General features: G+C 41.0%; 13 protein-coding genes. 3 read left to right on the top strand and 10 right to left on the bottom strand.

Translation table 11 applies throughout. From position 1 onward, the window contains the following. Positions 1 to 78 precede the first annotated feature (78 nt). A complete protein-coding gene (locus AAC000_RS15825; RefSeq protein ID WP_339723938.1) occupies positions 79 to 639 on the top strand; it encodes a glutathione peroxidase in 561 nt (186 codons plus the stop codon). Between the two features lie 319 nt (positions 640 to 958). Here the strand turns inward: AAC000_RS15825 and AAC000_RS15820 are convergent, their stop codons facing one another. The 7 genes from AAC000_RS15820 to AAC000_RS15790 form a co-directional block, all read right to left on the bottom strand. After that, positions 959 to 1,369 carry a hypothetical protein gene (locus tag AAC000_RS15820; RefSeq protein ID WP_339723937.1) on the bottom strand — a complete coding sequence of 137 codons (411 nt, stop codon included), beginning with the start codon at positions 1,367 to 1,369 and terminating at the stop codon, positions 959 to 961. A gap of 86 nt (positions 1,370 to 1,455) precedes the next feature. Then, positions 1,456 to 1,740, bottom strand: coding sequence for a hypothetical protein (locus tag AAC000_RS15815; RefSeq protein ID WP_339723934.1), 285 nt, complete (start codon positions 1,738 to 1,740; stop codon positions 1,456 to 1,458). A gap of 344 nt (positions 1,741 to 2,084) precedes the next feature. Further along, entirely contained in the window at positions 2,085 to 4,586 is a 2,502-nt protein-coding gene (locus AAC000_RS15810) for a S8 family peptidase (protein ID WP_339723932.1), read from the bottom strand. A 390-nt stretch (positions 4,587 to 4,976) separates the two neighbouring features. After that, on the bottom strand, positions 4,977 to 8,078 hold the full coding sequence (locus AAC000_RS15805; RefSeq protein WP_339723930.1) for a sigma 54-interacting transcriptional regulator: 3,102 nt from the start codon (positions 8,076 to 8,078) through the stop codon (positions 4,977 to 4,979). 69 nt (positions 8,079 to 8,147) lie between these two features. After that, positions 8,148 to 9,917 carry an EAL domain-containing protein gene (locus tag AAC000_RS15800; RefSeq protein ID WP_339723928.1) on the bottom strand — a complete coding sequence of 590 codons (1,770 nt, stop codon included), beginning with the start codon at positions 9,915 to 9,917 and terminating at the stop codon, positions 8,148 to 8,150. Positions 9,918 to 9,920: 3 nt separating this feature from the next. Then, entirely contained in the window at positions 9,921 to 14,486 is a 4,566-nt protein-coding gene (locus AAC000_RS15795; protein ID WP_339723927.1) for a two-component regulator propeller domain-containing protein, read from the bottom strand. A gap of 685 nt (positions 14,487 to 15,171) precedes the next feature. Next, complete coding sequence (locus tag AAC000_RS15790) at positions 15,172 to 15,702, bottom strand: PEP-CTERM sorting domain-containing protein (RefSeq protein ID WP_339723926.1); 531 nt, start codon at positions 15,700 to 15,702, stop codon at positions 15,172 to 15,174. A 385-nt stretch (positions 15,703 to 16,087) separates the two neighbouring features. On the opposite strand from AAC000_RS15790, the gene rimO reads away from it, so the two are divergent. Beyond that, a complete protein-coding gene (rimO, locus tag AAC000_RS15785; protein ID WP_339723975.1) occupies positions 16,088 to 17,515 on the top strand; it encodes a 30S ribosomal protein S12 methylthiotransferase RimO in 1,428 nt (475 codons plus the stop codon). 18 nt (positions 17,516 to 17,533) lie between these two features. Further along, a complete protein-coding gene (locus AAC000_RS15780) occupies positions 17,534 to 17,986 on the top strand; it encodes a DUF2721 domain-containing protein (RefSeq protein ID WP_339723924.1) in 453 nt (150 codons plus the stop codon). 16 nt (positions 17,987 to 18,002) lie between these two features. On the opposite strand, the gene AAC000_RS15775 is transcribed toward AAC000_RS15780, so the two are convergent. Genes AAC000_RS15775 through AAC000_RS15765 form a run of 3 tightly spaced genes read right to left on the bottom strand, consistent with a single transcriptional unit; the run spans position 18,003 to position 24,618 of the window. Then, positions 18,003 to 18,938, bottom strand: a complete 936-nt coding sequence (locus AAC000_RS15775) for an AEC family transporter (RefSeq protein WP_339723922.1) — start codon at positions 18,936 to 18,938, stop codon at positions 18,003 to 18,005. Positions 18,939 to 18,973: 35 nt separating this feature from the next. Further along, positions 18,974 to 22,855 (bottom strand): translocation/assembly module TamB domain-containing protein, encoded by a 3,882-nt coding sequence (locus AAC000_RS15770; protein ID WP_339723920.1) that lies wholly within the window; start codon positions 22,853 to 22,855, stop codon positions 18,974 to 18,976. Further along, complete coding sequence (locus AAC000_RS15765; RefSeq protein ID WP_339723918.1) at positions 22,852 to 24,618, bottom strand: autotransporter assembly complex family protein; 1,767 nt, start codon at positions 24,616 to 24,618, stop codon at positions 22,852 to 22,854. The genes AAC000_RS15770 and AAC000_RS15765 overlap by 4 nt, the downstream gene beginning before the upstream one ends. Positions 24,619 to 24,663: the final 45 nt, after the last annotated feature.

Raw genomic sequence — 24,663 nt, 5'->3', positions numbered from 1 at the left:
GGTTGATGAAAAGCAGTTTTTCACTAATGCTAACCGCTACAATTACACTCTCGACATTGCTGCAACAAGGTATAAATTATGAAGTTATTCATTAAGATCACAAGCCTAATTACTCTAGTACTGCTGTCACTCACGTCATCCAATGCACTTGGAAATGATTGCCCTGACTTACTTAAATTTGTAAAACGTAAACTTAACTCCCAAGAAACTGTGAATATGTGCGAAGCCTACCAAGGGAAAACCGTTTTATTTGTGAATACTGCCAGTTATTGTGGTTTTACCCCTCAATTTGAGGGACTTGAGGCCTTATATAGTCAATATAGTAACCAAGGTTTTGTAGTTTTAGGTTTCCCCTCACATGATTTTAATCAAGAAGACAAAAGCGAAGTCAAAACAGGACAAATCTGCAGACTAACCTACGGCGTTAAATTTCCCATGTTTGAAGCCATGTCTGTGAAAGGTGAACATGTAGATCCTTTATATAGGATGTTAGCCAACAAATCGGGGCAAACACCCAAATGGAACTTTTTTAAATACTTAATGGATAAAAATGGCAATATTGTTAATGCGTATGCCTCAGCTGTTAAACCCACGGATAAGGCATTAATAAAGGATATTGAAAAGGCTCTGCAGTTATAGATGATTGCCTTGATTTACTAAACAATTGCTGCCTTCAAAAACAGTCATAAACTGTAGTCTCCAAACAACTATAGTAGTGTTCAATCACCATTAACTTTCCACTTAAAACACCTTTCTCATTGTAAGGTAAAGACATGCAGAACAAGAACTACTGCAAGGCCTACTCCCTATTTACACCACAATGTCTAAAAGCACAGATGTGGGCCTGGCACTTTGTAATAAGAGACTGATAACCCATGGCGGCAATCTAAAACTCGAAACCCGCAAAGAAGCAGCTTTACGGGTTTCGTTTATCTTAGGGCGACACTAACCTTTTCGACTAAAGAGTAAATTTAGTGTCTTCATCTCTTAATAAATACAAGGCTAAACAAGCCGCCAACATAGGCCAAGCAGCAAAAAACAGTAAGTTGTTAAATGCGTCAAAGTATTTGGCATAAGATGAAAAGGTCGATCCCGCATGCATCAATAACACTAAACCATAACTGATGCGCTTTTTAATGCCCGCTAAAAAAGCTAAAACTAATACTAATTGTAGTGCCCCGAACAGATAAACCATAGATTCACCCACTCCCTCAACACCATAAAAATGTTGCAGAATCTTGCTGCCGTGACCGGGATTGATAAATTTATCTAGGGTCCAAACGAACATAACAATAAAAACGCCAAGACGTAACGAAAATAAAGACCATTGAAGTTTTTGTTGTAGGGATAACGAATCAGTGTTTTGCATAAATTTTCCTATAAAGGTGTGGGTTAACAGAGCAACTCTGCGTATTCACGGAACTTGACCGTTGACCCACTCAGAAAATTACAGTTTTATTTTAATAGTTGTACCTTATCTTGAAGTGTCACCGTTTTTGCATCCACTCGATCAATAATTTTAATGATAGTGGTTTGTACTGTCTCATCTTGACGAATGTCCGATTCGCTGTTGAAGGTTTCTAACATAGGTTCGGCATTCTCTTCTTGAATAAACCCCACTTCCACTTTTGTAGCAAGCGTTTCGCTCAGGCCAAAATATTCAATGCTGATCAGCGGATAACCACAAAATCCACGTTTAACCCGCTTACTGATACGTTTTTGCGACTTGTCTAAGTTCATTGATGTGCTCAAAGGGTAATTTGTATTAGATGGTAACTGAATATTTCTACAAATGGGACTCTAAAAGAAAAGGCAATGTAATAGTAGAATATTTGCGCAAAGGGATGTAAAAACACACCAGAAAACAGTAAAAGTGCCATGCTTAAGTGTTTTAACGTTTAGGGGTGGGCAAATAAGGTTCTGTATTTATAGCTTTGATGGGATGGGAATAACGCTATCAACAAGCCAGTGGTTTTAATGTAAACCCTAGTCAATTAGTTTGCACACATACAAAAACGGGCACTTAATAGTGCCCGTTTTACTAGACCTATTTTCAACATACTATTGAAACTAGGTTATTGTATTTACTCCTGATTTACCCATTCAGTTTTTACTGAACTTGCTGAGAGATCGCTATCATTGGTAAATCTCACTCGACCCCACATATGGGCATCACTGTTAAATCTTACCCTTCCCCACATGTGTGCATCGTTGTTAAATTCCACATCGGCCCACTGATAGGTATCGCTAATAAATCTGACCCGCCCCCACATATGGGCGTCACTATTAAATCTTACTCTGCCCCACATGTGAGCATCACTAGTAAACCTTACACGTCCCCACATATGAGCGTCACTATACAACCCATTCCACTCAAATCCTTCTTGATCGGGAATATAAAAATCGCCATCATTTTCGTAACGTCTCGCCGGACCGATATAATGGTCGTCGCCTGCAAGATCTACTGCTATATCCATACCTGCATTGCCACAACCCACTATGGTTTCATTCAGGGCACTCATGGCATCCACTAGACCAGCACCTTGCTGAAAGATACTAAAAGCCATACCCTCATCATTAACGGCCGTTCTGGCAGTGTAAGTTAAGCGACATTTTATGTCGTCTGGGGAAAGAGTCGGGCTGTTTTGTAACATTAAGGCCACTATGCCCGAAGTAATAGCCGTTGACTGTGACGAGCCAGATAGTAAGAAATAATCATTCTGATCATCGTACATAGCATAATTTTTGCTGATCGAAGAGTTTCCATCCATTAACCCCATAATATGCCCGCCAGGTGCCACTATTTCGGGTTTAACGAAACCTTCAAAAGTAGGACCGGCACTTGAAAAGCGCGTCACAAAATCATCGTTAATGTCGCCAGGGGTATAATTATCAGAAATCGCGCCCACAGTGATCACATAAGGTGTATTACCGGGTACGCCAATAGTCATGGCATCAGGTCCTTGATTACCCGCTGCTGCTACCACAGTTATGCCTGCCTGCCATGCCACCATAACGGCCTGATTGATAGGGTCTTCCCAATAATTAGAACTAGGAGTAGCGCTAAAAGACAAGTTTAACACTTTAATATTTAACGCTTCACGATTCTCAACTACGTATTCGATGGCAGCCAATATGTCTGCATAAGATGCCATGCCGTTTTCATCAAATGCTTTAACTATAACCAAATTTGCGCCAGGCGCTATGCTGTTATAACTAGAGGTTTCTGTACCATTTTGATCAAAAGTACGGGTGTTGTTAGCGATAACGCTAGCTATATGTGTTCCATGGCCATTTTCATCTTCAACTTCGTCGTACTTTTCATCGGCACGCACGTTGTACACATGGGTAATCCGGTCATCGTCACGGTTATTGCGTGTTAACCTTTTAAAGTCTTGCATGCCGCTATCTATGATGGCCACTGCGACCCCATCACCGGTTATCCCCATAGCATGGGCTTCGTTGGCTCTAACAATTGTCGGATAGAAGGTATCTCTATCTTCGCCCTGCTGGGGCGTGCTGTTTGTACTGGTTAACGTTTTACGGCTGCCATTAGCAAAGGCTAGCAATACCTTGTACTCATTGTCAGCTACAGACATAAGTTGCTCAAACTCTAATTCCACGTTAATCATTGAGTCAGGATCAATGATAATGTCTTTAGGCACATCAAAAGCTGCGCTGCCGCCCTCTACAGGTTGACTAAGAATATCATCACCATCCACCTTAAATTTAAGCAATTTACCGTTTTCAGCAGGCCATTCAATCATCGCTTGAGTAAGTGTGCGTTCAACTGTGGCTCGACTAAGGGTATTCCACTCTAAATGACTTGTGTCCACTGTGTAACGGATAGGACTTGGGGAGTCTTGATCTAAAGGATACGGGATCATGGCAAGTTCCTCACCGTCCTCTAATACTACCTTAATAGAATAATCACTTTCCATTAAGCTGGAAATTTCCTCAAAATCCATCTGTAGATCAAAGGCACCATTACTGCGTACTTCAAGTGGCTTTTTGCCATCAGGAATCACAGTTAATAACCCGTCATCGTTTCCTTCAAAGTACTGGCCTTCAAATAATAATCCTTTCAGCTCACCATTTGTAGCAGGCCAACTTACTTCCACGCTTTGAATAGTTGCATTGCTGCCAGTTTTATTTTTTGCTTTCCATTTGACATTGTTTGCTGCAAAGTTAAAAGTCAAATTGGCATCCACGTCCCAGCCTTTGTTGACTGATCCGTTGCCGTTATTGCCGTTATTGCCGTTATTCTTTACCTTGTCTTTTTTACCGTTTAATTCTACTTGAGAATCTGCAAACAAGCGTAACATAGGGTTAGTTGAGCTTATCTCCGATGCCTGCGAATCAGTAAGCGCAACAGATAATGCATCAATCACTTTAAAGCTGTGGGTGATTTCACCACCTACGGCCTCAACTTGGGCCTTCATAGTCGACTGACTAGCACCTTGCATAATGTACTTTTGAGTGCTTGTTGCTTGCTCAGCAGTTGTCAGTGAATAAGCAAGTGCACTTAGTGCAACAACCCCAGTCATCCCAAAGTAGAGTTTTAAATTCGACATAATTAATTTCATTGTTTCGCTCCCAAGGCATTCGCCATAAAACAGCATAGTTTCATAGCTAGTACAATAAAGCATATTTCGCACCACAATTAAAAAAAAGAGACAAAAACACATAACCTATTGTTTAATATAAATTTAACTACAATTCATTCAAATCCAATTAAAAAACATACGCGTCACAGATTGAAAAATATGGCGAATTAAACAGTAAAAAATAAGAGAGTGAAAATATTGAAAGTGATAATTGGCGAATTTTTGATTGAAGGGTGTTTTTGGCGAATAGGCGATCTTTGTTCTCCATGCGCCTATCTTTTCAGGTTGTTTTTTGTACTGCTGTACTACTAAAACCGTGTTTGACTCGTCATAGTGCTGTATTTAGGTCACAAATATAAGGTAAACGCACTACTGAACTGGCGGTGATTTTTTAGCCATATTACGAAAGGTTGGCGCGCTCATATCCATTAACCTCGCCCCTTCTTGACTGGTCAAGCCTAACATCAGGATAGAATGCAGCATACATTTTTGCATTAGTGTGACTTTAGACTCTTCCCCCTGTAAGGCTAATATGTCATTGGCTAGTTGGTTAATCTTATCAAACAGAGCATCGGGTAAGTTGTATTGGTATACTTGGAGTTTTTTCCAGCGCCGCCTAAAAGTACTTTCCGCTATATTAAGTTTACCCGCAGCCTGCAAGCTAATATTTTGACTGTTTTCCAAACAAATTTGATAGAGCTGTTTTTCAAGTGTCAGTATTAACTTACCAACGTCTTTTGCCTCCCCTGTGTCTAATGCGCGAGTCTGGGTAATGATATCCATACACAAGCTATGTGGTTGGATTGTTTTAGCTGAATGACTTTCCTTTGGCGACGCCAGTTTCCCTTGCTGCAGTGATTTAATCTGTTGCTCTTCCTTAAGAGAACTAGCTAAAGTCGCCGAGGGGACATCTAGAGGCTTAGCGATATCTTCAATAGTCGTTTCTGGGTACAGGCCAAGGTGAATACAGTCCAACTGGGATTCAGTGCATATGATAGCGGCCCTGTGCATCAGGTTTTTTAATTCTCGCACATTGCCCGGCCAGTGGTACTCAGTGATGGCCTGTTTGGCCAAAACGGTTAATGAATTGATATCTTTTCCATATTCTGCGCTGTACTTGTGTAGATAACGTTCGGCCAATAACAATATGTCAGCATCGCGCTCACGTAAGGGCGGTGAATGAATTTGAAATACGTTTAGCCGGTAATACAGATCCTCTCGGAATAACCCTTTTTTGATCTGTTGCTCTAAGTCTACGTTGGTGGCAGCTACAACGCGCACATCTGCACTTTTGTAGCTACTACTGCCAACGGCTGAAAACTGTTTCTCTTGTACAAAGCGCAACAATTTAACTTGAACATTGATAGGTAACTCGCCTATCTCATCTAAAAATAAGGTACCTCCCTGTGCTTTTTGAATACAGCCTATTGACGTTTTGTCGGCGCCGGTAAACGCTCCCCTGACATGCCCAAAGAGCTCGCTTTCAAGTAGACTTTCTACTGCAGTGCCACAATCGAAAATCACAAAAGGTTTTGTTTTTCTATTACTGTGTTGATGAATGCCCTTGGCGATCATCTCTTTACCAGTGCCTGATTCGCCTGTTATCAATACAGTGGCATCTGTGGGTGCAACTAAACTAACCTCTTGCATGACTTTTTGCATTTGCTCAGATGTATACCAAAACTCTGCGGTGCTGTTGCCCACCGTTATTGGCGTTATTGGCGAAACACTCTTCACCTCATGTTTTAGGTTAACCGCAACAAAATTGGCTATCTTGGTTAATAAATGATGATCCCTAAGTAACGCCGAATGCTCATCGTTACTGCTAATAAGAATCACGCCTCGCAATTGACTTTTTATTTTAACCGGCACCAGCACCGCCATACCCTGTAACGCCTTCATAGTTGTGAAGACATCTACTGCCTCTTCACTCCGGGCCATTTGTTGTACTGCATTGTGTTGATGAGAAGAGAAACTAAGCTGCTCATGATTTAAAGGTTTAAGAAAACTATCCAAGCCCTGAAACAATGCGACTTTCCCGTCTTGGTAATCAAAAAACGCCCCACTGTCTAATCCAAATTCTTTGATCAAGGCAGATAAAAAATTATCAATAAACAGCGCTTTATTTTGGATATGCTCAGCCTTATTCAAAGTGATCCAAAACTTCAACATATTTTGATAATCAGAGGTGCCTTTACCAAGAAAGCTGCCATTTACGCGATCAAAATTACCGATTTGCTGCAGTGTATTTTGCTGTTGCCACTCACGACACTGATTACCACCTAACTCTTTAGCCTGCGACAGAGCAAAGTTGGCGGAATAAAATAACTCGATGGGTGAATATTCTAGAGACTCATTGTTAAGCGCCAAACCAAAACTAAAGGTCAGACTTATTTTTTGGGATAAATAAACCTCTCTCACTAAGGTATTCATTATCTTGTTTAATAAATTATGGGTTTGTGCCGACTCAGTGTCATAAAGCAACACCAAAAATGACACCCCGCTATACCTGACACTTAAGTCAGATGCGCGCAACACTTTAGCAATACGTGCCTCAATTTCATCTAATACCGTATTTCCCACTTGCCAATCATATTGTTGATTAATTTGCCGGAAGTTATCGGGGGAGATGAGCAATATATTGCTGGTATTGTGATGAGATGGGTGCCGCGCATCATATTTACTCAGTATAGTGGGTATCTTTTCCATATCGGCTAGTTTGCGCAGCACTAAAACGGCTCCAGTGGTGCCATCTGGATAGTCAATAGGCCCAATGATCCCATCCAATAATAAGTTACTGATCGCAGACAACTGGACAGCCAAAGGCTGTATTTTAGTCACCGCTTTGGATTTGATCGCCGCTGCAATAAAATGTTGCGTTTGTTTGGCGGCTATTTGTCTTTGAATACGCAACAAGTGGTACCAAGGTTTAGCTTTGTACTCATCACGGTCAAGAGCAAATAATTGCTCAGCCTTTTGATTTAAATCAAGGGTATCGCCATTGGCATCTAAGTAAATTAAAATATCACCCACACAAGTAAAGGTACGATGTAGCAACTCGTTTTGTTGCTGATACTGTTTTCGTAAGGTGTTTTTGTACTGGCTTAATGCCAGTTGGTTCTTTATTTCTTGAGCCGAACAAGGCCAGTGAATACAACAAAACTCCAACGCCAGCTGTAACCCAATTATTTGCTGTTCGAAGTGAATAAACACCACAGGGTTAATTGTTGTGGCAACCACTTGTGCTTTATCCTGTTTCTCGTCAAGCATTGACACGTCAACAAATACAAACTGATGTTCATCAACTTGAGACTGAGTCATTACATCAGCAACAAGGGAATCAACAATCTCGACCTGAATAAATAAGTTATCAAGCATTAGCAATAGTGCTTCAGGCAAGGATTGCTGAGTCACAATCAATACACGATTTAACTTATCAACAGGCTGCAATTGAATATTTCCAATACTCACTAATTTACCCCTATATCACTGTTTTTTTTATTATTTTTTATTTGCAGTATCGGGCGACGTTGATAATCATTAGCTGATATCAGACAGGCCAACTTTTAGTAACTGGGTACAATCTTGCGCGTCAAGTGGTAGGCTGAAATAATACCCCTGTACATAAGCACATTCACTTTGTTTGATTTTTAGCAACTGGTTGTAATTTTCAACTCCTTCGGCCACCACTTGCAAGTTCATGGTTTCTGCCAGTGCCATGATAGCCGCAACTATGGCCTCATCATTTTCGTCATCGGCAATATCGGTAATAAAGGAACGATCAATCTTTAAGATGTCAATGGGAAAACGTTTTAAGTAGTTTAAAGACGAATACCCCGTCCCAAAATCGTCCACGGCTAAGGATATACCCAATTCTTTTAATGCCGACAAACGTCCAATATTTTCCTTAACATCACTCATTACAACAGTTTCTGTTAGCTCCAACTCAAGTAATTTGGCGGGCAATTGGCTTATGTCCAACACAGTTTTTACCGTTTCTAAAAATGTAGGCAGTTTAAATTGTAGACCGGATATATTCACTGCCATCCGAATCGGGCCAAGACCACTGTCTAGCCACAACTTAGCTTGTGTACACGCAGTCTTTAACACCCAGTTACCAATATCGATGATCAAGCCTGATTCTTCTGCAATCGGAATAAACTCACCTGGCGGCACTAAGCCTAAGTCTGGGTGATGCCACCTAATCAGTGCCTCTACACTATTTATTTGATTCGCTTTTAGGTCTATCTGAGGTTGATAGTACAATTCGAATTCGTCATTTTCTAACGCACTTCGCAATGCGCCTTCGAGCTGCAACTTTTCCATTGCTTTGGCATTAAGGGAGTCTGAATAAAATTTAAAACAACTGCGACCGGAATCCTTAGCATGATACATAGCCGCATCGGCATTTTTGAGTAAAGTGTCCACGGTATCACCATCATTTGGATAAAACGATATGCCGATACTAGGCGTCACTACAACTTCATATTGTTCAATTTTAATGGGTGCTGATAGCGAATCCACCAGCCGCTGTGCCACCAGTGCCGCGCCATTAACGCTGCTTACGTGACTCAGAAAAATGGTAAATTCATCACCACCAAGTCTTGATATTTCGGGCACCAAATTATGTTCTTGAGGTCGCGTTAAGACGTCGCTTTGACGCAGGTTTTCCGTTAACTTGTTCGCCACAACTTTTAACAATTTGTCACCAAAAGCATGACCTAAAGTGTCATTGATACGTTTGAATCGGTCCAAATCAATAAACATAATCGCAACGTGATATGCACCTCGTTGGGCCAGTTGCATAAACTTTTCTAACTGCTCGGTGAAATGTTGTCGATTGGGTAAACCTGTTAAAGGATCATAATAGGCAAGAAACCTTAGCCGTTCTTCACTTTCTTTTAGATCCTGCACAGCGTCTCTGCTGCGTAACATGTATTTGATTCGATGACCGATCATCGGCCATTTAATCGGTTTAGGTAAAAAGTCTGTTGCCCCTACGGCATAAGCTTTCTCGATGGAACTAAAATCATCTGCGCCGGTGACCATAAGTATGGGTAAGTCTTTCCCCGAAGGATGAGCCCGCAATTGTTGGCAGACTTCAAAACCATTTAGGTGTGGCATTTGCACATCTAGCAACACTATAGCAGGCTGGTATAAAAAATATTTGCTTAGCGCCGCTTCACCGTCCGCTGCGTCAATCACTATGAAGCCTTCTGCTTCTAGCGTATCTCGCATTAACATTAAGTAGGTTGGGTCATCATCACAGACCAAAACCTTAACTTGCTTAGTCGCATCTACATTTGTCACTTTTTATTGCTCCGCTAATACAGATAGAAACCGCATACTTTCTAAGTAACAAGTCTCCAATGCATGAATATCTTCTTCACAAGCTAACAAATCATTCTTCATTCCAAATTGCTCAATGTTTTGACAAAGGCTACGTAGTTTTTTCGCACCCACATTGGCAGCCAAGGACTTCATTCCATGAGCAGTTTGCGCGACTAACTGCGCATCCTGCTGAGAAAAAGCTGTCGTTATTTCCGGTAATTTCAGCTTCATCTCTTGTTCAAAAGTGTTCAATACACGACTGAAAATTTTACGCCCAGTATGCTGTTCAATTTGCCGAATAGCGTCAATCGCATCCATATCCAACCACTCCTGAGAATCCCCCAAAGGCATAGTTGGAGCAACAGAGTGTAACTCCAGCTCAGGTTTTTCAAATTTAGCGGGGTCTTTTTCGATCAATAAATGACTTAAATATTTATTTAATACCTCAAACAGTTGTTTGGTGGTAAAAGGTTTCAGCATACATTCGTCCATGCCTGCTGCAATACACTCTTGATGATAATTCACGCCCATACCCGCAGTTAAAGCGACAATTATCAAAGCATTCTTAGGGCTTTGTTGCTCCCACTGACGGATTTCACGAGTGGCGGTATAACCATCCATAACAGGCATTTGACAATCCATTAAAATGAGATCGTAGGAGTGTTTTTTAATTCTGTCGATAGCCTCTAGGCCATGTTGCGCAATCTCAACCTTACAACCAAACAATTCCAGCATAGTAGTGGCAACGTCCTGATTGGTTTTAGAGTCCTCCACTAATAGTATTTTAGCCTTAAATGCATAGGAACTAGCAAAAACGGAAGGGCTGATGTCGTGCACAGGGGTTTTAATGATCCCCAACTGCTGCTGAATAGCTTGGTAGAGGTTAGAGCTCAACAAAGGCTTACTGATAAAATCAGCAGCTTTAAGAAGACAAAGACTATTATCGCTATTTAACATGGTCATCACCATCACTTGGCTAGCCAAGGGCGTTAACACATCCAACCAAGTATTGCGCTGGAGCAAAGGTTCATCGACTAAATACACTTGCCTTTGTGATGTGGTATTTTGGGTGGTGATACTGTGTGCATTCTCAATTAACTCAAAACTAAGTTCTAGACGCTTCAGACAACTTACTGCCATCTTTCTGACGACATCATTTTCAACCAAAACTAACACTTTCACATCAGGTAAAACGGCTTCATCTAACTCATCATCTTTGACAAGTGCCGCTTCTTTGGGCCAACAAACAGAAAAAACCGACCCTCGGTTTTCTTGTGAGCTCACAGTGATACTGCCTTGCATTAATTCAACTAAAGTTTTACTAATACTTAGCCCCAGGCCAGTGCCTCCAAAGCGTCTTGTGGTGGAACTGTCTGCCTGTTCAAAAGCTTGGAAAATCCTTTGTTGTTGCTCTTTTGACATGCCTATACCTGTGTCTTTGACATTCAGATAAAAACTGTCGTCATCACAATCAAGGGTAACTTCAACGTAACCATATTCAGTAAACTTAATGGCATTACCCACTAAGTTGATCACTATTTGACGCAAGCGTAAGGCATCACCTAATGCAAATTTTGGACAGGCAGGTGAAATATAACTGGTAACCTCTAAGTCTTTTTCATGTGCCCTGCCCGCTGTCACTAAAACACTTTCTTCAATGACTGCGGGCAAGTCAAAAGCAACATGTTCGAGCTCGATTTTAGTGACTTCCATTTTCGAAAAATCCAAAATGTCATTAATCAGCTCTAACAACATTTCTCCTGAGCGGTAGGCCGTTTTGATATAACGCTGTTGTACCAGATTAAGTTCAGTATTGAGTAATAATTCACTCATCCCCAGAATACTGTTCATGGGGGTTCTAATTTCATGACTCATAGTCGCTAGGAAATCAGACTTGGCCCGGCCCGCCTGTTCGGCTTTTTCCCGCGCGGCCTCAGTTTCCACTATAGCTTCCGCCAAGTTTTCATTGGCAGATTGCAACTCTATAGTGCGCTGTTTTACATCAGTCTCCAATTGTTGTTGATAACGCAATAACTGCGCCGACTTAGCCCGCTGCTTTTGAAATAAATAAAACAGCAAACTAAGAAACAACAGCAAGTACAATATATAAGCGTAAAGCGTTTTCCATGGAGGCGGTGCAACCACTATAGGCACAGTTAACTCTGATGAGCTCCACACGCCATCATTATTGGCGGCTCTGACCTTAAACACGTAATCACCGGCCGTTAAATTGGAAAAGGTAATGCTGTTACTGTTGATGGCAACCCATGTATCTTGCAGGCCTTGCATCAGATATTCATACTGGTTGTCTTGTGGCCGAGTATAATCTAGCAAGGCAAATTCAAAGCCAATTACAGAGTCGGTGTAATTCAGCTTTAAGCTACCGGTTTCGTTAAATGCCCTATAAAGTGGTATTGGTTGATTAAACTTACTGAATTGGGTCAGCCTGACTGGTGCGCGGAATTCATTGATAGGGACTTGTTCTGGAGTAAAAGTATTAAATCCTTTGGCCCCGCCAAAATACAACCGACCATTCCTATCCTTAAAATAGGCGCCACTGTTAAAGTCAGTGTTTTGTAAGCCGTGAGTGGTGGTGAAATTTAATACCGTCAGTTCTGAGGGCGTGAGTCTACTCAGGCCTTTAGAGTGGCTTAGCCAAACGTACCCAAAATCATCCTCTACCAAGCCATAAATTGAGTTACTTGGTAGCCCCTGCTGTTTAGTGATGTGCTCAAATACAACTTCGCCATTTAAAAAGCGGTTTTTATCGAGTCTGTCGACGCCATTTCCTTGCGTAGCAAACCAAATATACTGCTCAGTGACAAGCATAGAAGAAATATTATTACTCGCTAAACTGCTAGTGTCAGCCTCATTTTTTTTAAATTGTCGAAAGCGCTCTGTTTCACTAGAGTAGTAATTTACTCCGCCTCCATCAGTTGCCACCCAAAACGCACCATCATCGCCAAGTATAATATCCAGCACATTGTCACTTGATAAACTAGTGGGATCACTTGGCACATTCTGCAACCGCTTAAAACGGCCGTCCCCATGATAGATATTTAGCCCACCACCATAGGTTGCCACAAGAATATCACTATTATTTAATTCAATAATTTTACTGATTGCGTTAGCACTAATGCTAGTGGGGTTTTCAGGATCATGCTGAAACACCTCATAGTCTTTTTGCCCTTTTTCCCGCCTGTGCAACCCTTGGCTAGCTGTTCCTACCCACAAAGTATCTTGGCTATCCACCAGAAGACTCATTACTGCATCGCCCTGCAGGCCGCGTGGTTTATCAGCACTTGGGACTTCAGTGCTCATAATTGCTGTTTCGCTATGGATTTGACTTAGTCCCCCACCCCAGGTTCCTATATACAGATTTTCATCACTGTCTTGAGCAAAAGACACTATCACGTTGCTAGCTAAATTTTTGCCTATACCAAAGGACTGTGAAACTAGAGAAAACCTATTCAGGTCAGCATTCCAGCGGCTCACACCGCCATAAGTGCCAACCCACATTACCCCCCCAGCATCTTGGAGCAGCGAATTGACACCATCGCTTACTAGGCTACTTGTACGCCCGTTATCGTGACTATGACGGATAAATGTCTGACTTTTGGCTTGCAACTCACATAAACCTTGCTCTGTGGCTAACCAAATACGCCCTTGATTATCCTCAAGAATATTATTAACTTTATTTGCACAGAGACTATCGGGTTTCTGGCTATTATGCTGGTAATGCACTTTGACACCAGAAGTGGGGTTAAATACAAACACCCCCGCATCGTAGCTACCCACCCAAATATTGCCACTTTTGTCTTCGTATATGCTTTGAATTTTGTTACTGGGTATCGCTATATCGCTCGTTGTAGAGAAGTGTAGAAAACCATCTTGGTTTGCTAATTTAAGATTTAAGCCGCCACCATCTGTGGCGATCCATAAACGTTGTTGACTGTCCACAAACACGGCGCGGGTACGGTTATCACTCAAGCTAGCGGGAACGTCTTCATCAGCGATAAAAGTCTGAAAGGTTGCCAAATTGGTATCGTAACGCAGTAGGCCTTTATCCTGTGAGCCAAACCACATGATTCCTTTGGCCGACTCAGCAATACTGATATAATCACGCCCACTCACTTCATCTGTATCAGTGATGACGGTAAAACTATCATTTTCGGCTAAATATAAGTTAATGCCTTGTTTTGAAGCGACCCATAGCCGCCCTTCACTGTCTTCATAAATTGCATTGATATAGTTAGCAACCAAGCTAGTTTCATCACCCCTAATACTAGTGTATTGGCGGGTAGTCAGCCCATCAAAACGGTTTAAACCGTCTTGAGTACCAATCCAAATAAAGCCTTGGCTGTCTTGTTCTATTGCGTTTACATTAGGGTTTGATAACTGGCGTTTAGTATCAATTAAATGGGTAAAGTCAATTTGAGGTGCGCGTGAGTCAAAATTAAGTGGATTTGCAAAGGATGCTGTGACAAAAAGACAATGACAAAACAAATACAGAACTAACTTGTTATACTTTTTAGTGTAATTTAACAATGGCCATTCCTACCCAGTAAATTCATCACAGCATTCAAGCCCTTTTATTCTTTTACATAAAAGATACGTGTTTTTAACGCTGTTGTATAGACTTTGCGAAGCCACTGTTGGTCGCAGCCAAGTAATCAGCGAAAAGAATAAAAGAGATAAATTTAATCGAAACTCTAAAACCTAAAAATAGCAAATGCACGACTATCAGCCGCGACAAAAAACCTCATGGTTAACGTTACTTTGCGGAGTTAGTTTTGCTGTAATTTGAAAGGACATGCAGGCAGTTCAGAGCTAGACTCCATCCTCTGATTTTTGATTATATTTGTACTTGGGTTGAGGATAGTTGTTTGCACAATGTCTTTGTTACGAGTTTATGATTCATTATGATGAAAAGTAATAGCATTGATTTCAGTGTTTTCTTTTTCAATAAAACCCACATCCACTTTTATAATTTTAACTTAGCGCCGCCCCAACTACTCAATGCTGATCAGCGGATAACCATGAAATCCACGTTTAACCCGCTTACTGATACGTTTTTGCGACTTGTCTAAGTTCATATGTTGTTCAACAGGCTAGTTGAACTTAGATGATAACTGAATTGCAATTTAAGAGAAGGGTATTTAAAAAGGACAGAAACAAAAAAGCACCAGACATAAAGAATGGTGCTTTTGTAGTAGTAACTATTTATTGAGATTTATTTTTTGAATCTGCTTGAAGCTAAACCCATAATACCTAAAGCGAATATGGCAAGTATTGAGGGTTCTGGAACGGAAACGCTTTCTTGAAAATCAATGTGAATAACTGAGCCGATAGGCATTGCAGTAAGCTCCATCGATAAATACAAAGATGTACTTGTTGGCATTAAAGCGTTAACAATTAATCCTGTTGTATTAGTTGTCATAGAGAACCCAGTAAAAAAGTTTGCTCCACCCCAAGTTAATCCTTCAAATAAGTATTCATCGAAGCCAATGAGATCATTACACTGACTATAGTTACAAACCATATCTATAGAGTCATCATCGATGTTTATATCCCATAAATCGCCAAACTCAGTTAGCTCACTGACTATGCCACTTTGAACCAATACATCTGTCGGCCCGTCAAATATAGAAGACTCATAAGTGTTAGTAACGGTAACTGTAGAGCCAATCAGTCCCGCATTAGCAAGACCACTAACACCTAAAACCAAACCAGCGAAAGCCATTTTCAAAATTTTAGTATTCATCACATTCCCTATATTTATTTCTTGAAAGAAAAGTATCTGTTGTTTATCTACCTTAATTTTATGAATGCACTAATCGTTCCAAAAATTTATTATACAACAATATCAACAACTTATGATTATTTAAGAAATAAAAATAGTAATCATGTAAAATATCCTGACAATAAATCAACCTAATGACTGCAATAAGCAACTCTGTAATGTTCAACATTTAGGGATTAATCGCCCACATCAGAAACACACTACCCCTGTGTATTTTCTATTGTATAATCGCGCCATTAAACGCTGATTTGCCCTTTTATGATTAAGAATTTGTAAAGCAAGCAGCAAAATTTTATTAAATGGCTTTCACTTGAATGAAAAATCAACTGAAGCAGCAAGGCATACTATGACAGTTGAAACCTATACTCCCAATAAAACCACCACACTAGAAACGCCAGTCAAAATACTGGAAGACTCGCCTGTACACAAAGCCAATGGCACTCGCATTGGATTTGTAAGCCTTGGCTGCCCTAAGAATTTAGTGGACTCAGAACGTATTTTAACGCAGCTGCGCACTGAGGGGTACGACGTAGTACCTACCTATAATGATTCAGATTTAGTGATTGTAAACACTTGTGGATTTATCGATTCTGCTGTTCAAGAATCATTAGATACCATTGGTGAAGCACTGGCCGAAAACGGCAAAGTGATTGTCACGGGTTGTTTGGGTATTAAAGAAGATGAAATACGTGAGGTTCATCCCAATGTCCTTGCAATTACTGGCCCTCATGCCTATGAAGAAGTGGTTAATCAAGTACACGAACATTTACCTCAGCCTGAACATAATCCCTATTTGAACTTAGTGCCCGATATTGGGGTTAAGCTTACTCCTCGCCATTATGCTTATTTAAAAATATCCGAAGGCTGTAATCACAGGTGTACTTTTTGTATCATCCCATCAATGCGTGGTGACTTAGTGAGTCGCCCTATTGGTAGCATTTTAGACGAAGCAAAACGTCTAAAAAATGCGGGGGTAAAAGAGTTATTGGTGATTTCTCAAGACACCAGTGCATATGGCGTAGACGTCAAAAACAAAACTGATTTTTGGGATGGCATGCCGGTGAAAACCGACATGAAAACCTTGTGTGAAAAGCTCGGAGAAATGGGGATTTGGGTAAGATTACATTATGTATATCCCTACCCTTCAGTAGACAAAATCATGCCATTAATGGCTGAAGGTAAAGTGTTGCCTTATTTGGATATTCCTTTTCAACATGCCAGCCCGCGTATTCTTAAACTAATGAAACGCCCTGCAGCAGCTGAACGCACTATGGCGCGTATCAATGCTTGGCGTGAGGTATGCCCAAATATTGTGATCCGATCAACCTTTATTGTGGGTTTCCCTGGTGAAACCGAAGAAGACTTTCAGATGTTGTTGGACTTTTTAGATGAAGCTCAGCTTGATCGCGTAGGCTGCTTTAAATATTCAGATGTAGAAGGTGCAAAAGCCAATGACTTGCCCGATCCGGTGAGTGAAGACATCAAGCAAGAGCGTTACGACCGTTTTATGCAAAAACAATCACAAATTAGTACTGCTAAGTTAAAAGAAAAAATTGGCTTAGAATACCAAGTAATAATTGATGAAGTCACCCCAGAAGGCGCGGTTGGCCGTTGTTATGCCGATGCTCCTGAAATAGACGGTAATGTGCATTTAACCGATGAGTTTGATGTAGAGCCGGGGGATATTATATGGGCACAAATTATTCATAGTAACGAATACGATTTATGGGCTGTAAAAGTAGATGACGACGCTGAAATCGAAACTGCAGAATAATTGTAGGGGGAAATAGCCATGTCTTCATCTGTTACCGATCTAGCCCAAGTGATCCAAATCGTGGTGGCGCCTGTCTTTATGTTGACCGGTATTGCAGGTTTTTTAAATGTGATGTCAGGTCGCTTAGGGCGGATCGTGGACAGAGCACGTATTATGGAGCGACGGGTTTTTACCATTAAAAACCCTGAGTTTTTAGAACATTCAGAAAATGAATTAAAAAACTTATGGCGCCGGATCAAATTGATAAACAGCTCCATTGGCTTGTGTACTGCGTCGGCTTTGTTTGTATGTGCTGTAGTAGTACTTCTATTTTTGGGAGATCTATTGATGTTTGATTTGAGTCAAGTGATCGTCTCTCTTTTTGTTATTGCGTTATTTTTACTGATTTTTGCCTTACTGACTTTTTTAAAAGAAGTACAACTTGCCACAAGAACCTTGCAAATGGGTAAAGAAAAAATATTCGACGATTAACCTTATCTCGAAAACCTTAAACCCATTGCATTTCACGCATGACAAACAAACCTAGCGTTGAGCTAACAATCGACATTAGGGTACTTCCAGCAATAATGGCCGCAGTAAGATGGTAATCGCCACCAATACTTCGGACCATTGGATAAGCAGCAGCCGCTGTAGGTGCAGCAGTCATCATAAAGAGTACGCCAAGTTCTTCGCCTTTAAGTCCAAAATAAAAACCCAATACCGTGGCTATAAGGGGAATAAACACAATTTTACTGCTTATTGCCCAATACAATAAGTTGGAGGATCGAAATTCTTGCCAACGTATGGTCGCTCCCACACACAATAAAGCCAAAGGAAGTGTCATTTTTGCTAGATAGTTGCCCGTATCTAAGATTAATTTTGGCACTTGGATGGGCAACAATGCCACCACTATCGCCAAGGAAATAGCAATAGCTAAAGGATTAGTAAACACACTGCGGGCCACTTCTTTGGCACTGGGTGTTTTTTCTTGGTGATAATACAAAGTTAAAATCGAAAAGATATTTAAGGGTACTACCAGCACTGCCAAGTACATTGAAGCAATAGACAAAGCTGACTCACCAAAGGCATTCACTGACAAGGCTAAACCAATTATCGCCATATTGCCTCTGCATGCTCCCTGAACAAAGGCTCCTCTAGCTAATTTATTAGTGATTCTGTAAGCCATTAAATGGAAAAAGAAAAAGGCCCCTGTCATGACTATGCCTGCAAAAACCATCAAAAAGGTTGGAAAATGATCAGTCAAGTTGGTAGTTGCAATGTTGACAAACAATAAGCAGGGTAAAGTCAGGTTAAACACTAACTCGGAGCCTGATTTAGCAAACTCATCGGTGATCCAGCCAATGCGTTTTAACAGTATACCCAAAGCTATTATTAAACTAATGGGCAATGTAACGTCTAAGGCATACGCCAATGACTCAAACATCGAATTTATTCCTTTGGTTATGATATAAAATTGACTTAATCATCTTTCACTTGTTTATTTTGGCTCCCCTCAATACTAAATTGATAATAAATATCAATCGCGTTACTGACCCCACTTACTGCCTCTATATATAATTGGGGGATTAACTCATATCGAATCGCCACTTCAGAAATAGAGTCAAATACCCCTACGCCGTAACGTAATTGAACGCCTGGAGCTATGGTACCGGTTAGCGATAACTGAGTCGCTTCACCTTGCCCAGAGGTATCCAAAATCACGTCCTCAAAACCCAATTTATTACCTACTTTACTAATAAGGTTTTCACTTTGCCCTAATCCCAAAGACAATAAAGCATTGGCCAAAATAGTATCTTGGCTGTCGCCACTAGACTCCCCCATTCCTCGTCCCGTTAACATATACGACAGGATCTGTTGCTGCTCCATGACTGGCTCAGAGAACACACTAATGCTCGGATTTTGCGCCACACCTTCGACCCGTAGGCCTGCAATAACACTGTCGGACGTTAAGTCAGGATCTCGTACCGCTTCTATATTCAAAAATGGCCTATCTAAGGAGCTAGTGAATAAAATATCCCCCTCTCTTATAACCAAATTTTGACCATAAGCTCGATACCGACCATTAACCAATTGCACTTCACCACTGCCAAATATGTCAGTTTTGTTGTTTTGTAAGCGGAGCTCGCCGCGTAAATCTGTGGTTAAGCCAAATGCATCCAGTTTAACGTTGTTAGTATTCTGAGGATCAACTTTTAACAATACGTTAAGTGCCAGTCGTTGTTGGGACGCATTTAACTCAGCTTGTTTCTCCACTAAAATGACATCTTTTGAAGGAGAAATAGTGTCTTTGGGTAAGTCTCGTACTTTTACTCGCGCATAGGGGATTGTCACTTCACCCTTTATTTCTAAATTATTAGGCTCAAACATAAGACTAATAGCAGGGCTGACTCTTGCTTTGATCATACTCTGGTAATCAAATTCCAATTCTTCCCCAGATATATTTAAATTACCTTTAAGGCTTGGTGTCCAAGTAATGTCTCCATCCATTTTCCCCAGTCCTTTACCAAGCTTATAGGTGCCCGCAAAATCAGCACTTTGGCCTCTTAGTTTAATACTTTGCTCAATGGCACTAAGCGCCACAGGCAAAGATTCATCCTTTAACGCGCCATTAGCTAAGCTTAATTCGCCCGTCAGTAATGGGCTACCAAGCGTGCCGTCAATTTTAGCTTGGCCATTAATTTCACCTTGCAACACATCTAATTGTGGAACAAGCGCTTTAAAAGCGGCGAGATCAAAACGTTCGATAAGTAACTCACCTTGAATAGGTCGGGTCAAGGGCTCAGCATACACACCAGATTTCCCCTCAAGACTGACACTCAAAGCACCTAGTTTACTACCCGATAAATTAATATTGGCTAATATGTTTTTTTGATTGATCTGTGCCTTCACTAAGGTTTCGTCTAACGTCAGGCTAAGATTATTCTGCTCACCAAACAGCCACTCACCTGAACTCAAACTGGCACTTAAAGTGACATTAGGTAAGCTTTCAATATCCCAGTCCCCTGACATCTCTAAATTTAAACGGCTCTTTGTTTGAATCTGAGGGATTTCTGGCATCAAGCGACGCACCACTGAGAGCACATCGAACTCTTTAAGTGACACATCCCAAGATAAAATATTCTCCTTAAACTGCGCCAGCTTAATACATAACTCATTATTTGTGTGTACCCAGCAATGGGGCGCAATAAAGTACTGCTGATTACTCCAATCTGCAGCCATTTTAAAAGGTTTCGGCAAAGTTAAATTGGCATAGGAAGATTCTATGTCACCGGTTAACCAATTACCTTCCCAAGAAGACTGATTAAGCTGACCTTGAATACTCAAGTTTACGCTGCTTTGTCCACTAGTGGTTAAATCCAATTGGTGATGACTGGCATCACCATTAAGAACAAACTGAGCGCTATCTATCTGGTTATTAATGCCTTGAATGCCCCTTAGATCTAACTTTAAGTCTACCGGTTTTTGCTGGTTCCACTTAATTGTTCCCTTACCCTCTGCTTGTTCGACAAGCACCTCAGAAAACAATAATTGGCTACCAGAAAGCTCATAACTGACTTCTGGCTGGGCAATATCCCCGCTTAAATTGCCAGATAAATTGAGGCTACCACTCAGTTGTGGAATTGAATTCGCTAGCTCTGCGGCATCCAATGAAAATTGAATATCAACAGCCTGTTGCTTAGATACCTTGCCATCTAATAGTAAGGTGTTGTCAGCATTTTTTAATGACAGTGCACTTAACTGCAAACCATCATTTTCATGAAAATCCACATTTCCTGACATAGTTAGGGGATAACCTTGCCACTGTCCTTGAATATCAAACTTATTTAACTTAGCTTTCCAAATACCTTGGTTATTACTGGCTTGTGTAGACAGTTCGCCATTGATATCCGCCACCAATTCAGGCCAGAAAACACTAGGGTCAATATGACTAATGTTAGAATGTCCTTGCCACTTGATATAGTCCGAAAAGCTTAAATTACCCTGACTGAGTATCTGACCACCTAAGGTTTCTAACAAAAGTTCATTTATCTCAAACCGTTTGTCCCCAAGAGTGGATGCGGCAATCCCGTTGAATTTAATTTTGGTATCCGGTATGTTTTGTCCAGATAAACTGGTCACTAAATCCAGTTTAAGGGCATTTAAATCACCTTTTACATCCATAACACCCGCAGCGGATTTGAACTGAGGTACTGCTGTTATGGGCCAAACCAAATGCTTCCAATTAAGCCGTAACTTAACCGGTAGGTTTGCTTTAGAAGGTTGCGCAGTAAAATCCATTTCTAACTTTAAAGGGGCGTTTTGAGAATTGTCTTTGGGCGCTTTAGCTGACTGAGTTGACTCTATTAATTCAATTTGTGTAGTGAGCCCATTAATATTGCCTGAAGAACGTAAGGCTAACGTTAAGGGATTGAGCTCAACTAACTCAGCATTGGCGTCTACAGACAACACGTGCTCAAAATTACCGTCTAATTGCACATGCCCTTTAGCTAATAATTGCCCTTGCTCATGCTGTATCAGCAACTCATACAATTGAATTTTTTTCGAACTTCCTTTCGCTTTTAGACTTGCCTTTTTGACTGTAAAGTTTTCTTGTCCTGCCAGTTTCACACTAGCGTTTGTCATCCTAAACGCCAAGATATCAAAATGTATAGGTAACACAAAAGGCAGTGGCGTAATGGCTTGATACTGCCATGCAGTCCAATCAAAAGGTTTTGTCTGAGTGGTTACTGGAGGCGCGTCTAATGCATAAGTTACCAAACTAAATCCATCTAACTGCATCATGTCTATTCGAAGACGCCGATAAAAATCCAATTTCCCCGTTAACTTTTGCCATGAAATGTCGGCAGAACCTTGTACCTTGAGGGAGAATTTATTGAGTTCAATACTGTCGGCGGAAACAGGAAATGGCAGAGTAAAGGCTGCAGCAGTAGATTCTGCATCAGGCGATGACTCAGCGGCTTGAATTTGCACATCCATTTTGTCACTACTGACAGAATCTATACACAGTGCCAACCTCCATACACAAGATAGCTGTATGGATAATTGCAGATTTTCAATCTCAACTTGACTCGCCGCTTGCTTCCACTTCACTGAAGACAGTTTCAGCTCTGACCCGATACCGCCGCTACTGTAATCGATAGTCAATTCTGCAACTACATTATTTGCCGTATCAATAGCCGCCTTAGTGCCCCAAGGCGTCATTAAAAATCCAATCAACAGACTTGATACAATGATGCAGACTATGGCTAACTTGACTAAACCTCGGGTCAACGTGCGAATAAGGCTAGAAGGGATATTATGCTTTTTGACAGCAGGTTGCTCATCAGTGCCAAGGGTCATAAAGACGGTCCCATGGATATATGGAAATACCGAGAGCTACCAAAATCACTCTTACCTTTTGCCAAGTACAAACGCACTGGGCCAATCGGAGAATTCCAAATGGCCCCAAATCCAAAACCAATAGCGGGGTCCTTAAATAATTCTTCAGTTGCATTACCTGCATCTATAAAGGTCGCTGCGCGCCAATTTTCAGCAACAGGATAAGAGTATTCAATACTCGCAACAGCCAGGTATTGCCCACCTGTTAGTTCACGCTCTTCATCTGAGTCTAATTCGAAAGGTGATAACGTCTTATAATCAAAGCCACGTACACTTTGGTCTCCCCCAGTAAAAAAACGCAAACTTGAGGGGACTTGATCAAAATCGTTAGTGACTATCCCTCCAATTTCAGCCCGCCAAGAAAACCGGTGTTGTTCGACACTTCTGACCCATTTAGATGCAGCAGTAATTCTAACCATATTAATATCTGATAACAGTGATTCTGAAGCAAACTCAGTTGTGAGTGTTTGTTTATCTCCCCAATTAATGTCTAAGCCACCCTTACTGCGAAGTCTGCTTAGGGTTAATCCCGGTGTTAACAAACGCGTAGTTTGTTCCGCCTCTAATCCTTGGGTATAAGTTTCTTGCTCGAGCCGAATAAAAGCTGAGCGTTGCCAGTCTGAATGCTCGACTGTCCAATGACGAGTGGCTGATATAGACCACTTATGACTACTGGTATCATTTTCATTTTGTGCTTGATAACCCGCCTGATAACTCAAATAGTTTTGGATGGCGTCTTCCAAGGGCACTTTATAATTCATAGACACATATTGCTCGGGAGATGAAACAAACACTTCAGCCCCGATTGAATGACCACTTTCGTTTACCCAAGGACGTGTCCATTTACCGGTAAAACGAGGACCCACATCAGATGACACACCTACACCCAGATCAAAATTGTCTCTGGGCTTATGGGTCAAGATGACTTGGATCGGCACTGCCCCATCGTTCGCTTCTGCCACCAATGGCCTAACCACAACATGTCGAAAATATTGGGTTTGTTTAAGCCTTTGATTAAGTAACCCTAATTGACTGGCTTGATAAAAGTCTCCGGTTTTAAAGGGAGTTAAACTCTTAATTAATTGTTGTGAGCGAGCGTCTTGACCAAAACGCAAGTCTGCAAATTTGTAGCGCTCGCCACTGTTAATTTGCAAAATAATATCGGCAGAATTTAACGACTCAAAGACTTTAATATTGCTTTGTTCAAACTCAAAATCAAAGTACCCCCGAGAAAGCGCTAAACTTTGTAAGTCGTTTTTGGCTTTTTCGTAAATGGAGTGTTCTAGAGGTTTACCCTTTTTAAGATTAATTGAGCTAAGTAGAGCTTGGAGTTCTTTATCTTCTGCCCCCTGCCCTTCAATATTAATAGAGACTGTTCTTACTAGTGTTACAGGCCCTAACTCAACCCAAATGCTCCAATTTTTATTTTTGGTTACTAAATTATTCGTCACTGCACTAGGGGGAGTCACCACTGCGGTGGCATGGTAATAACCAAAGACTTGTGTCGCAGCTGTTACTTTTAACTGCACACTTTCTTGATATTGTGAATATTGATAACTGGCACTTGGAATATCTAAACTCTCGACATGGGCTCTGACGTTTTTTAAGACGCGCGCATCTTCTATCCCTTTAATATTGATCTCTGCTGCATGCACTTTGAACAGAACAAAGAATAAAAAGACGGGCAGAAACAGTGACTTTGACAAAGAAATATTAAGTGACAAAACATCTCGCTTTTAACCTGAGCCGATATGTGAAAAAACAACAGC

Origin of the sequence: uncultured Paraglaciecola sp. (assembly GCF_963977085.1) — a bacterium.
In the GTDB taxonomy this organism is placed as follows: Bacteria; Pseudomonadota; Gammaproteobacteria; order Enterobacterales; family Alteromonadaceae; genus Paraglaciecola.
This window is presented reverse-complemented; position numbering and strand designations above follow the sequence as displayed.

Excerpts from the sequence above, each read along its gene's own strand:
- AAC000_RS15825 (WP_339723938.1), top strand. The coding sequence starts at position 79 with ATGAAGTTATTCATTAAGATCACAAGCCTAATTACTCTAGTACTGCTG.
- AAC000_RS15770 (WP_339723920.1), bottom strand. The coding sequence starts at position 22,855 with ATGACCCTTGGCACTGATGAGCAACCTGCTGTCAAAAAGCATAATATC.
- rimO (WP_339723975.1), top strand. The coding sequence starts at position 16,088 with ATGACAGTTGAAACCTATACTCCCAATAAAACCACCACACTAGAAACG.
- AAC000_RS15775 (WP_339723922.1), bottom strand. The coding sequence starts at position 18,938 with ATGTTTGAGTCATTGGCGTATGCCTTAGACGTTACATTGCCCATTAGT.
- AAC000_RS15815 (WP_339723934.1), bottom strand. The coding sequence starts at position 1,740 with ATGAACTTAGACAAGTCGCAAAAACGTATCAGTAAGCGGGTTAAACGT.
- AAC000_RS15790 (WP_339723926.1), bottom strand. The coding sequence starts at position 15,702 with ATGAATACTAAAATTTTGAAAATGGCTTTCGCTGGTTTGGTTTTAGGT.
- AAC000_RS15820 (WP_339723937.1), bottom strand. The coding sequence starts at position 1,369 with ATGCAAAACACTGATTCGTTATCCCTACAACAAAAACTTCAATGGTCT.
- AAC000_RS15810 (WP_339723932.1), bottom strand. The coding sequence starts at position 4,586 with ATGAAATTAATTATGTCGAATTTAAAACTCTACTTTGGGATGACTGGG.
- AAC000_RS15780 (WP_339723924.1), top strand. The coding sequence starts at position 17,534 with ATGTCTTCATCTGTTACCGATCTAGCCCAAGTGATCCAAATCGTGGTG.